Here is an 11,021-nt window from a genome sequence, read left to right as displayed (position 1 = left end):
CAGGTGGTTCTGCGCGATCCAGCCGACGATCATCACCGGCAGCGACGCCAGCAGCGCTGCGGCCGACAGCTGCGCCCAGTACAAACCCTCGCTGGTGATGAACCCGACCAGGAACACCGGCACCGTGCCCGCCCGGGCCGCCGTCAGGTTGACCGCGTAGAAGAACTCCGTCCAGGAAAAGATCACGCAGATCAGCGCGGTCGCCGCGATGCCCGGCGCCACCACCGGCATGATGATCTTGCGCAGCAGGGTCGGCAGGTTGGCGCCGTCGATGCGGCCCGCCTCGATCATCTCGTGCGGCACCTCGAGGAAGAACGACCGCATCATCCAGATGGCCAGCGGCAGGTTCATCGACGTGTACAGGATGACCAGCGCCCACACCGTGTCGAGCAGCTCGGTGTTCTGCGAGATCACGTACAGCGGGATGATCGCCGCCACGATCGGCAGCATCTTCGTCGAGAGGAAGAAGCCGAGCGCGTTCGACGTGCCCTTCACCGGCGCCAGCGACAGCGCGTACGCCGCCGGGACGCCGAGGAGCAGCACCAGCAGCGTCGAGAGGATCGTGACGAACGCCGAGTTGGACAGGTACGGCAGGAAGCCGCCGCTCAGGACGTTGCCGAGCTGTTCGAACGTCGGCGTGAAGAACAGCTTCGGCGGGTCGGTGTAGGCGTCCGCCTCCTGCTTGAACGCCGTCAGGATCATCCACAGCAGGGGGAAGACGAACAGGATCGCGATCACCCAGGTCGCGACGGTCAGCGACCCCTTGCCGTACGCCCGTTTGCGGGGAGCCACGGTCGTCATTTGATCCCTCCGCTCACCGAGAACGTGCGGAACATCAGGCGCAGCGCGAAGGTCGCGACGATCATCGTCAGGATGACCACGACCACGCCCATCGCCGAGGACTGGCCGACGTCGAAGCCCTCGAACGCGCGCTGGTAGATGTAGTACGGCAGGTTGGTGCTGGCCGTGCCCGGGCCGCCCTGGGTCATCAGGAAGATCGCGTCGAAGCTGTTCACGATGTAGATCGCGCCCAGCAGGGTGGCCAGCTGCAGGAACCGGGACAGGTGCGGCAGCGTGATGGAGACGAACGTCCGCCACCGGCCCGCACCGTCCACATTGGCCGCTTCGAGCACGTCCTTGGCCTGGCTCTGCAGGCCGGCCAGGATGAGCAGCATCATGAACGGCGTCCACTGCCACACGATCTGGGCCATCACCGAAGCGAGCGGGAACTCCGAAAGCCAGTCGACGTCGGTGCCGAAGACGAAGTGGAGCAGCCCGTAGGTCGGGTCGAACATCGTCGTCTTCCACAGCAGCGCGCCGGCCGCCGGCAGGATGAGGAACGGCGTGATCAGCAGCGTCCGGACGACGCCGCGGCCGAGGAACTTCCGGTCGAGCAGGATGGCCAGGCCAAGTCCGAGCAGCAGCGCGACGAACACGCACACCACGGTCAGCAGCACCGTGTTGAGCAGCGCGACCAGGAACGTCGTGTCGCTGAAGACGTCGACGTAGTTCTGCAGGCCGACGAAGTGCCGCGAGCCGGGCCGGACCAGGTTCCACGACTGGAACGAGTAGAACACGGTGAGCAGGAACGGCAGCTGCGTCACCGCGATGACGAAGATCAGCGCGGGCAGCAGCGGCAGCCGCCTCTTGGCCGCGGTGCTCAGGCCGCGTTTCTCCTCGACCTTCGCCTGCGAAGTGGAGGTGGGGGTGGATACGGAGAGCGTGGACATCACTGCACCGCCTTGTAGGAGTCACCCACGGTTTGCGCGTAGTCCTGGGACTGCTTCAGCGCGTCTTCGACGGATTCGCGGCCGGCGATCGCGGCCGACAGCTGCTGGCTCACCCGGGTGCCCAGGTCCTGGAACTCGGGGATGCCGACGAACTGGATGCCGGGGTAGGGCACCGGGTTCGCCATGACCTTCTGCTGGTTCGCGTCCGCGATGCCGTCGAGCGTCGGCTTCGCGTAGGCCTTCGCCGCGTCGGCGTACTCGGAGATCGCGTACGTCGACTGGCGGACGCCCGGCGGGACGCGGTTCCAGCCGTAGGTCGCCCCGACCTTCTGCACGTACGCCTTGTCGGTCATCCAGGCCATGAACTTCCAGGCCGCGTCCTTGTCCTTGGCGACCTTCGGGATCCCGAGCGCCCAGGTGTAGAGCCAGCCGCTGGCTTGGGTCTTGACCACCGGCGCGGGCGCGTAGCCGGACTTGCCGACGATCTTGCTGCTGGACGGGTCCTCGTTGGTGCCCGCCATGACCGTGGCGTCGTACCACATCGCCGCGTTGCCCTGCGTGTAGCGCGTGCCGCACTCGGAGAACCCGGCGCTGGAGGCCCCGACTTCGCCGTGCTCGCGGATCAGGTTGACGTAGAAGTTCGCGGCTTGGGTGAACTCCGGCGAGGTCAGCTTGGCGTTCCAGTCCTTATCGAACCACTGGGCGCCGAAGGTGTTCGCCACGGTCGTGAACGGCGCGAGGCTCTCGCCCCAGCCGGGCTTGCCGCGCAGGCAGATGCCCGCGACGCCGTTGGCCTTGTCGTCGAGCTTCGCGGCGAAGTCCGCGATCTGCGGCCACGTCGGTTTGGCGGGCATGGTGAGCCCGGCCTTCTCGAAGAGGTCCTTGCGGTAGGCCAGGAACGACGACTCGCCGTAGAACGGCACCGCGTACATCTGGTTCTCGTACGACAGCGACGTCTTGATGCTGGGGATGAAGTCGCCTTCGTCGTAGCCCGGGGTCGCGGCCATGTGCGGCTCGAGGTTTTCGAGCCAGCCGTTGGCCGCCCACTGCGGGGCCTCGTAGTTGCTGATCATCACGACGTCGAACTCGCCGCCCTCGGTGGCGGTCGACGCGGTGATCTTCGCGCGGGCCTGGTTTTCCGGCAGGGACACGAACTTCAGCCCGATCCCGGTGGCCTTCTCGAACTCCGGCGCGAGCGCGATGGCGTCCTTCATCTGCGGGTTGGACACGATGGCGATGACGAGCGTGCTGGTGCCGGTGCCGAGCGAGCCGGCGCCCGCGCAGCCCGTGACCAGCAGCGACGTCGCCGCGAAGAGGGTGAGGAGCTTACGCACGGCCACCTCCGGGGAGGACTTGCACCTTGAGGCCCGCGCCGCTGCGCATCTTGGCCAGCGCCTCGGGGTACTGCTCCAGCGGCAGGGTGTCGGTGAGCAGCGCGTCGGTGTCGATCGCGCCGGACGCGACGAGGTCGAGGGCGGCGCCGAAGCTGTGCAGCACGGCCATCGAGCCGACGACGGTGATCTCGTCGTTGTAGATGCGGAACGGCGAAAGCGCGACGCGGGCTTCGGCCGGGGCGACACCGAAGACGAGCAGCCGTCCTCCGCGCCGGATCGCGTCGAAGGCGGCTTCGATGGCGGGCGCGGCGCCGGTGCAGTCGACGGCGACGTCGAACTTCTCGCCGTTGAGGTCTTTGGTATCGGCAGCGGTGGCGACGGCGCCGAGGGTCTTCGCGCGCGGCAGCCGGGCTTCGTTGCGGTCGACCACCGTGACCTGCGCGCCGGAGCGCTGCAGCAGCTGTTGCATGATCAGGCCCATGGTGCCGGCGCCGACGACGAGGAACCGTTCGCCGGCCTCGACACCGACGCGGCGGACGCCGTGCACGGCACAGGAAACGGGCTCGACCAGCGCACCCTGTTCCCAGGTCATCGCGTCCGGCATGCGGTAGCAGGTGGACGACGGGACGGCGACGTACTCGGCGAAAGCGCCGTTGACGGTGTCGCCGGTGGCGCCCCAGTTCGCGCAGAGGTTGCCGTGGCCGGCGCGGCACGGGCCGCAGTAGCCGCAGAACAGCGACGGGTCGACGGCCACCCGGTCGCCGACCTTCCACTCGCCCGGCACGTCCGCGCCGAGCTCGACGATCTCCCCGGCGAACTCGTGGCCGGGGACGATGGGGTACGGGGTGGGCGGGAAGTGCCCGTCCGCGATGTGCAGGTCGGTGCCGCAGATGCCGCACGCTCCGACCTTGACGACGACCTGACGTTCCCCGGGTTTCGGATCGGGCACCTCGCCGACCCTGATCTCACCGGGCCGGTCGACGATGGCGGCACGCATGCCTTACCCCTTCCTCGCCGCTCATATGAGCAACATTGACCTATCGCGTCGAGAACATGTGAAGGCATTACAGGTCTGACGTCGGTATTACGTCAACCTTTCGGCTGGATTTCGCGCTATTATGCTCAGATGAGCGCTTCTCGGAAGAGTGCGTCGCTCACCGAAGCGATGCTGCTGGCCACCGTCGCCCGGCGCTTCTACGTGCAGGGACGCTCCAAGCTGGAGATCGCGGGCGAGTTCGGCGTCAGCCGGTTCAAGGTGGCGCGGATGCTCGACACGGCCATGGAGTCCGGCCTGGTCAGGGTGGAGTTCGCGCTGCCGGTACCGGTGGACCTGGCGCTGTCGGACGAGGTGCGCTCGGCGTACGGCCTGGAGCGGGCGCTGGTGCTCGAACGCTCAACCGAGCGCGAGCCGAAGGAGGTCGTCCGGGCGAAAATCGGCGCGCTGGCGGCGCGGCTGCTGGAGGACATCGCGGTCCCGTCGGACGTCATCGGGCTGTCGTGGGCCCGGTCGGTGAACGCGATGGCGGAGGCGGTCCGGTCGCTGCCCCGGTGCCCGATCGTCCAGCTCTGCGGGGTGCAGGCCGGGATGGACATGCGCGGCCGTTCGGTGGAGACGGTCAGCCGCGTGACGTCGGTGTCCGGCGGCGACGCGTACCCGATCTTCGGGCCGCTGGTGCTGCCGGACCGGCGCACGACGGAGACGTTGCGGCGCCAGCCGGGGATCGCCGAGACGTTCGGCCAGTTCCGTCTTTTGACGAAAGCCGTGGTCAGCATCGGTGCGTGGCAGCCGGGCGAGTCGACGGTGTACGACGCGCTGGACGAGGCCGAGCGAGCGGCGATCGCGGCCCGCGGCGCGACGGCGGAGGTCGCGGCCCGGCTGTTCGACGCATCGGGAAACGCTCTGTCGACCGGTCTGGCCCACCACGTGCTGGCGATCAGCCACGAGGAACTGATGGCGGTCCCGGAGGTGATCGCGCTGGGGTACAGCCGGCCGAAAGCCGCGGCGGTGGACGCGGTCCTGCGGTCCGGCATGGTCTCGACGCTGATCACCGACGCCGCCGCGGCGGTGCCGTTGCTGGCGCTGGCGGCGAAGAACCCGCCGCGCTGATACTCCCTAGGGGGTAGCGCGGCACCGGATCCGTACCCCGCCGGGCGCAGGCACTTGTGTCCCGCGTCCGGGGCGAAATCCGGGTCGCGCCCGATGTGCCCGCGCCCGGGGTTCGCGAGCCTGGAGGCCGTGAAGACTTCTCCTCGTTGGCGCCAGTCCGTCGTCTGGCTGCACGTCGTTTCGTCGGTCGCCTGGATGAGCCAGGCCCTCGCCCTCGTCGTGCTGACGGCGTCGGGTGCCCCGACGATGGCCGAACGCCTCGATTCCGTCCTGCTCGCCCCGATGGCCAACGTCTCGGCGTTCACCGGCCTCCTGCTCGCCGGCGCGACGGCGTGGGGCTACTTCCGGCACTGGTGGGTGCTGACGAAGTTCGCTCTGACGCTGATCCAGCTCTACGCCGGCATCTTCCTGCTGTCCCCCGCCCTCCGGGAGTCGGCGGACACCGGCACCGTCGCCTGGCCGCAGATCGCCGGAGCGTCGCTGATGGCGAGCGCCCTGGCGTTCCAGGCCTGGCTGTCCGTCGCGAAGCCGGGCCGCAAGACGCCGTGGTCACCGGCCGCCAAGCCGCTGACCGCACCGACTTGGGTGTTCGTGGCCGGGATCGGCGCACCGGCGTTCGACGTCGCCGCCGGAATCACCCTCGGCTACCCGCTCCCCGCCCTGGAGCTGATCATGCTGATCGTTCTGCTCGCCTTCGAGCGGCGACGACGTCATCGCCGTGCTCGGCGGCCCAGCGCCCGAAGCCCTCGATCGGCTCCAGCAGCGTCTCGCCCAACGGCGTGAGGGCGTACGCGCCTTCGCGCCGCTCGACGAGCCCGTCGGACTCCAGCCGCCGCACGGTTTCCGTGAGCACCTTCGCGCTGATGCCGCCGATGGTGCGCCGCAGGTCTACGTGCCGCCGCGGGCCGCCGCGCAACGCCCACAGCACCACCGGGTTCCACGTGTTGGCGACCAGATCGAAGGCAAGCCGCGTGCGGCAATCCGCGAGGAAGTCCATGGTTACCGTTCGGTTCCTTCCCGGGCTCCTACCGTCGTGCTGGTACCAGCCAAGCACAAGGAGGACGCATGCGGATCGGGATCTTCGGCACGGGCGGGATGGCGGACGCGCTCGGCACGCAGTGGGCACGCGCGGGCCACGACCTGATGGTGAGCGGCCGTTCGGACCCGGACTCCCTGGCCGGGCGGCTCGGCGCCGCCACCGGAACCTGGCGCGAGACGGCCGCCTTCGCCGACGTGCTGCTCCTGGCCGTCCCCGCCGGCGCGATCGGCGACGTGCTCGCCGAGGCGGGCTCGCTCGCCGGGAAGGTCCTGGTCGACTGCACCAACGACCCCTGCTTGACGGGCACCCCGGTGGCGTCGCGGATCGCCACGGATGCCCACGTCGTGAAGGCGTTCAACCTGGCCCACGTCGACATCTGGCGGATGACCCCGCCGGTGTTCGGCGGCCGTCCGCTGTCGGTCCCGTTGTGCGGCGACGACCCGGCGGCGCTGGAAGCGGCGAGCACGCTGGTCCGGGACATCGGCGCGCACCCGGTCCCCGCGGGCGGCCTCGACCGCGCGGCCCTGCTCGAAGCGACCGCGGCGTTCGTCATCGGGCTGTGGTTCGCCGGAGAGGACGCGCAGGCGATCCTGACCCCGGTGGGGACCCGGACGGGCTGAGCCTCAGAGGCCGTACTCGATGGCGGTGGCGTTCGTGCCGTCCAGCAGGGCGTACTCCACCATCGATGCGGCCGACGCGGCCGGGGCGACGGCCACGACGACCGCGGCGGCGAAGAAGATCCCGGCCAGTACGCGCTTGAAGTTCCCCATGGTCCCCTCCCGGGTCGCGAAGCCTCCACGCTAACCCGAAACCACGCCGCCGGACTGCGCCGTTGGGCGCAACCCGGTCAGTGCGCGCCCACCTCGGTCACCCGGACCACCGCCATCCCGGCCTCGTCCGACGCCGCCAGGTCGACCTCGGCGCTGATGCCCCAGTCGTGGTCGCCCGCCGGGTCGTCGAAGATCTGGCGGACCTTCCAGACGTCCGGCTGCTGCTCGATCATCAGCAGCTGCGGGCCGCGCGCGTCCGGGCCGGTGCCGAGCGTCTCGTACTCCTCGAAGTAGTCCTCGATCGCTTCCTGCCACGCGTCCGCGTCCCAGCCCGAAGCCGCGTCCAGCTCCCCCAGCGGGAACCACGCGCGCCGCGCGAACAGCTCGACCCGGCGGAACAGCTCGTTGCGGACCAGGACGCGGAAGGCACGCTCGTTGCGGGTGACGGCCGGCGGTTCGGCGGGCGGCCGCGTCGACACCGGGCCCTCTTCCGACGGGTGCCGCAGCGCTTCCCACTCGTCGAGGAGGCTCGAGTCGACCTGGCGGACCAGCTCGCCGAGCCACTCGATGAGGTCCTGCAGCGGCTCCGTCTTGGCCTCGTCCGGGACTGTGTGGCGCAGCGCGTCGTAGACGTCGGCGAGGTAGCGCAGCACCAGGCCCTCGGATCGGGCGAGCTGGTAGAAGCCGATGTACTCGACGAAGTTCATCGCGCGCTCGTACATGTCCCGCACGACCGACTTCGGCGACAGCTCGTAGTCGTCGACCCACGGGTGGCCCTGCCGGTAGCTGTGGAATGCGCCCTGCAGCAGCTCTTCGAGGGGCTTCGGGTACGTGACGTTCTCGAGCAGCTCCATCCGCTCGTCGTACTCGATGCCCTCGGCCTTCATGGCGTTCACGGCCTCGCCGCGCGCCTTGAACTGCTGCTGTGACAGCACCGGCCGCGGATTGTCCACAGTGGATTCCACAACGGACACGACGTCGAGCGCGTAACTCGGCGACTCCAGGTCGAACAGCTCGATCGCGGCCAGCGCGAACGGCGAAAGCGGCTGGTTGAGCGCGAAGTCGAACTGCAGGTCGACGGTGAGCCGGATGATCCGGCCCTGATCGTCCGGTTCGGACAGTCGCTCGACGACGCCCGCGGCGAGCAGCGCGCGGTAGATCGCGATGGCGCGCAGGATGAGCTTGCGCTGGGACGCGCGGTCCTCGTGGTTGTCCTCGAGGAGGTGCCGCATCGAGTCGAAGGCGTTGCCCGGCCGGGAGATCACGTTCAGCAGCATCGAGTGCGTGACCTTGAAGCTGGACGTCAGCGGCTCGGGGTCGGCCGCGATGAGCCGGTCGAACGTGCTCTCGGTCCAGTTGACGAACCCCTCCGGCGCCTTCTTCCGGACGATCTTCTTTTTCTTCTTCGGGTCGTCGCCCGCCTTCTCGAGGGCCTTGGCGTTCTCGACGACGTGGTCGGGCGCCTGGACGACGACGTAGCCGTCGGTGTCGTAGCCCGCGCGCCCGGCCCGGCCGGCGATCTGGTGGAACTCGCGCGCCTTGAGGTGGCGCTGGCGGACGCCGTCGTACTTGGTGAGCGCGGAGAAGACGACCGTCCGGATCGGCACGTTGATGCCGACGCCGAGCGTGTCGGTCCCGCAGATCACCTTGAGCAGCCCGGACTGGGCCAGGGTCTCGACCAATCGGCGGTACTTGGGCAGCATGCCGGCGTGGTGGACGCCGATGCCGTGACGGACCAGCCGCGAGAGCGTCTTGCCGAAGCCGGCGGCGAACCGGAAGTCGCCGATCAGCTCGGCGATGGCCTCCTTCTCGGCCTTCGACGTCACGTTGATGCTCATCAGCGTCTGCGCCCGCTCGATGGCCGCGGCCTGCGAAAAGTGCACGACGTAGACGGGCGCCTGACCGCCGTTGAGCAGCTCGGACATGGTCTCGTGCAGCGGCGTCAGGGCGTACCGGAAGGTCAGCGGGACCGGGCGCTGCGCCGACGTCACGACGGCGGTCGGCTTGCCGGTGCGGCGGGTGAGGTCCTTTTCGAAGAAGGAGACGTCGCCCAGGGTCGCCGACATCAGGACGAACTGGGCCTTCGGGAGCTCAAGCAGCGGCACCTGCCAGGCCCAGCCGCGGTCGGGCTCGGAGTAGAAGTGGAACTCGTCGGCCACGACCTGCCCGACGGGGGCGCCGGCCCCGAACCGCAACGCGATGTTCGCCAGGATTTCGGCCGTGCAGCAGATGATCGGGGCGTCCGGGTTGACGCTGGAGTCGCCGGTCATCATGCCGACGTTGTCGGCGCCGAAGATGTCGATGAGCTGGAAGAACTTCTCCGAGACGAGGGCCTTGATGGGCGCGGTGTAGTAGCTGCGGCGGCCCTGGGCGAGCGCGGTGAAGTGCGCGCCGACGGCGACGAGGCTCTTCCCGGAGCCGGTCGGCGTCGAGAGGATGACGTTCGATCCGGAGACGACCTCCATCACCGCCTCCTCCTGCGCCGGGTACAGCTCGATACCCCGTTCGGCCGTCCAGGTCGTGAACGCTTCGAAGAGGGCGTCGGGGTCGGGATCCGCAGGCAGGAGGTCGGTGAGAGTCATCAGGCGTCCATCGTGCCATCCGCTCGTCGCAAAGTCGGCAGGGGCGATCGCATCGCGACCGGTAAACCCGTAGGCTTCGCGGTACCGCGCGTCGACTGGGTGATACTTCCCATCACGCGCGCACACGGGCGGTACTCCGGAGGGCTTAGGAATGGCACAGGACATCATCCCGATCGAACTCGGCCTGCCGCAGGGCGACGTCGTCACCCTGTGGGCGCCGCGCTGGCGGGAAGACGGCGAGGAGTGGGAAGCGTTCCTCGGCGACGAGGACGACCTGTACGCCTTCGCCGACGCAGCGCACCTGGCCGCGTTCGTGCGCACGTCCGAGCGGCACGACCTGCTGGACCACCCGGCGTGGGACGCGGTGCCGTCGCTGAACGTGCCGGAGCTGATCCCGGACGAGGACCACACGTACGACCTCGTCGGCGTCCCGGAGCTGGTCGCCGAGGAGCCGGACGTCTGGCACATCGCGGAGCTGGCGGAGATCGTCGGCATCGTGCGGTCGCTCGCCGACGTCTGCGACCTCGAGGAAGTCCACGAGATCCTCGACTCGACCGAGGGCTTCTCCCTGCTCGACCAGGGCACGCTGCCGTTCACCGGGAGCGTCGGCGTCCAGGTGTGGAACGACCTGTCGGAGACGGTGTCGCAGAAGTGGGACACCGTGCTCGACGCGATCGACGGCCTGGTGACCCAGCCGGAGGTCGACGAGAAGGTGCTGGAGCAGACGGCCGAGGAGCTGGCGGCGTTCCACGAGGAGTCCGCGGAGGCCGAAGCCGGCGCCGAGGGTGAAGAGGACCTCGAGGCGATCTCGGACGACTCGGATTCGGAAGAAGAAGAGGAAGAGGGCCCGGTCGGCTTCTGGGCCGAGGTCGGCATCGACCCGATCAAGATCATCACGTCCGGCGCGGAGTACTACACGCTGCGCTGCTACCTCGACGACACCCCGGTGTTCCTGGGCAGCGAGGGCGAGATCGACGTGTTCACGTCGCCGGGCGCGCTGGCCCGCGCCCTGGCGGACGGCAAGGACCTGGCCGACACGGACCTCGCGGACGTGTCCACGTGGGACGAAGTCCTGGCGAAGGCCACGGCGGGCGAGCTCGAGATCGAGGTCGACACCGAGAACACGTACGTCCTGACGGGCCTGGACGCGGACATCGCGGAGGGCCCGGAGGCGATCGACCCGACCCAGCTGGAGCTGGCGGTCGAGCTGATCACGGACGCGGCGGACTGGGCGGGCGACGACTCGGCCGAGACGGCCCTGGCGGGCAACGAAAGCCTGGGCTGGCTGGTGTCCTTCGTGCTCCGCCCGGACCCGACCCGCCTCGAGCCGTCGGCCCCGTTCGACGCCGAGCAGAGCGCGTGGCGCAAGCTGGTCGAAACTTTCGAGAACCGCCTGACGGTCGCTTGATCCCTGGTTCCACGAAGGCCGCCTCCCGTACTCGGGGAGGCGGCCTTCGCC

At 69.2% G+C, this 11,021-nt stretch carries 11 protein-coding genes; 4 read left to right on the top strand and 7 right to left on the bottom strand.

The window, feature by feature from the left end:
• From ACWEF6_RS37885 to ACWEF6_RS37870, 4 genes are all read right to left on the bottom strand, one after another.
• Positions 1 to 801, bottom strand: an 801-nt coding sequence (locus ACWEF6_RS37885; protein ID WP_449687363.1) for a carbohydrate ABC transporter permease, incomplete at its 3' end; no start/stop codon positions are given.
• Positions 798 to 1,730: a carbohydrate ABC transporter permease gene (locus tag ACWEF6_RS37880; RefSeq protein ID WP_449687362.1), complete on the bottom strand. Its 933-nt coding sequence runs from the start codon at positions 1,728 to 1,730 to the stop codon at positions 798 to 800. The genes ACWEF6_RS37880 and ACWEF6_RS37885, both read right to left, overlap by 4 nt.
• A complete protein-coding gene (locus ACWEF6_RS37875; RefSeq protein WP_449687361.1) occupies positions 1,730 to 3,070 on the bottom strand; it encodes an ABC transporter substrate-binding protein in 1,341 nt (446 codons plus the stop codon). Before ACWEF6_RS37875 ends, ACWEF6_RS37880 begins: the two co-directional genes overlap by 1 nt.
• A complete protein-coding gene (locus tag ACWEF6_RS37870; RefSeq protein WP_449687360.1) occupies positions 3,057 to 4,061 on the bottom strand; it encodes a zinc-dependent alcohol dehydrogenase family protein in 1,005 nt (334 codons plus the stop codon). The genes ACWEF6_RS37875 and ACWEF6_RS37870 overlap by 14 nt, the downstream gene beginning before the upstream one ends.
• 129 nt (positions 4,062 to 4,190) lie before the next feature.
• Here ACWEF6_RS37870 and ACWEF6_RS37865 point away from each other — a divergent pair, with 129 nt between their 5' ends.
• Both ACWEF6_RS37865 and ACWEF6_RS37860 read left to right on the top strand, forming a co-directional pair.
• Entirely contained in the window at positions 4,191 to 5,171 is a 981-nt protein-coding gene (locus ACWEF6_RS37865; RefSeq protein WP_449687359.1) for a sugar-binding transcriptional regulator, read from the top strand.
• A 129-nt stretch (positions 5,172 to 5,300) separates the two neighbouring features.
• Positions 5,301 to 5,954 carry a hypothetical protein gene (locus ACWEF6_RS37860; RefSeq protein ID WP_449687358.1) on the top strand — a complete coding sequence of 218 codons (654 nt, stop codon included), beginning with the start codon at positions 5,301 to 5,303 and terminating at the stop codon, positions 5,952 to 5,954.
• Here the strand turns inward: ACWEF6_RS37860 and ACWEF6_RS37855 are convergent.
• The gene (locus ACWEF6_RS37855; RefSeq protein WP_449687357.1) at positions 5,842 to 6,168 is read right to left on the bottom strand and encodes a winged helix-turn-helix transcriptional regulator; all 327 of its coding nucleotides are present in this window, start codon (positions 6,166 to 6,168) and stop codon (positions 5,842 to 5,844) included. The genes ACWEF6_RS37860 and ACWEF6_RS37855 overlap by 113 nt on opposite strands.
• A 68-nt stretch (positions 6,169 to 6,236) precedes the next feature.
• Between ACWEF6_RS37855 and ACWEF6_RS37850 the strand changes: the two genes are divergently transcribed.
• Complete coding sequence (locus ACWEF6_RS37850; RefSeq protein ID WP_449687356.1) at positions 6,237 to 6,830, top strand: NADPH-dependent F420 reductase; 594 nt, start codon at positions 6,237 to 6,239, stop codon at positions 6,828 to 6,830.
• Between the two features lie 3 nt (positions 6,831 to 6,833).
• Here ACWEF6_RS37850 and ACWEF6_RS37845 read toward each other — a convergent pair whose 3' ends face one another.
• Positions 6,834 to 6,980 (bottom strand): hypothetical protein, encoded by a 147-nt coding sequence (locus ACWEF6_RS37845; protein WP_449687355.1) that lies wholly within the window; start codon positions 6,978 to 6,980, stop codon positions 6,834 to 6,836.
• 77 nt (positions 6,981 to 7,057) lie between these two features.
• Entirely contained in the window at positions 7,058 to 9,562 is a 2,505-nt protein-coding gene (locus ACWEF6_RS37840; RefSeq protein WP_449687354.1) for a DEAD/DEAH box helicase, read from the bottom strand.
• A gap of 151 nt (positions 9,563 to 9,713) precedes the next feature.
• Between ACWEF6_RS37840 and ACWEF6_RS37835 the strand changes: the two genes are divergently transcribed.
• Complete coding sequence (locus tag ACWEF6_RS37835) at positions 9,714 to 10,970, top strand: primosomal protein (RefSeq protein WP_449687353.1); 1,257 nt, start codon at positions 9,714 to 9,716, stop codon at positions 10,968 to 10,970.
• The last annotated feature ends 51 nt before the right edge of the window (positions 10,971 to 11,021 follow it).

The organism is Amycolatopsis sp. NPDC004772 (assembly GCF_053601215.1).
Note: the sequence above shows the minus strand (reverse complement) of the source record. Positions and strands in the feature narration are given on the sequence as shown.

Coding starts and splice junctions, on each gene's coding strand:
- ACWEF6_RS37870 (WP_449687360.1), bottom strand. CDS start 4,061: ATGCGTGCCGCCATCGTCGACCGGCCCGGTGAGATCAGGGTCGGCGAG.
- ACWEF6_RS37855 (WP_449687357.1), bottom strand. CDS start 6,168: ATGGACTTCCTCGCGGATTGCCGCACGCGGCTTGCCTTCGATCTGGTC.
- ACWEF6_RS37865 (WP_449687359.1), top strand. CDS start 4,191: ATGAGCGCTTCTCGGAAGAGTGCGTCGCTCACCGAAGCGATGCTGCTG.
- ACWEF6_RS37880 (WP_449687362.1), bottom strand. CDS start 1,730: ATGTCCACGCTCTCCGTATCCACCCCCACCTCCACTTCGCAGGCGAAG.
- ACWEF6_RS37840 (WP_449687354.1), bottom strand. CDS start 9,562: ATGACTCTCACCGACCTCCTGCCTGCGGATCCCGACCCCGACGCCCTC.
- ACWEF6_RS37835 (WP_449687353.1), top strand. CDS start 9,714: ATGGCACAGGACATCATCCCGATCGAACTCGGCCTGCCGCAGGGCGAC.
- ACWEF6_RS37845 (WP_449687355.1), bottom strand. CDS start 6,980: ATGGGGAACTTCAAGCGCGTACTGGCCGGGATCTTCTTCGCCGCCGCG.
- ACWEF6_RS37850 (WP_449687356.1), top strand. CDS start 6,237: ATGCGGATCGGGATCTTCGGCACGGGCGGGATGGCGGACGCGCTCGGC.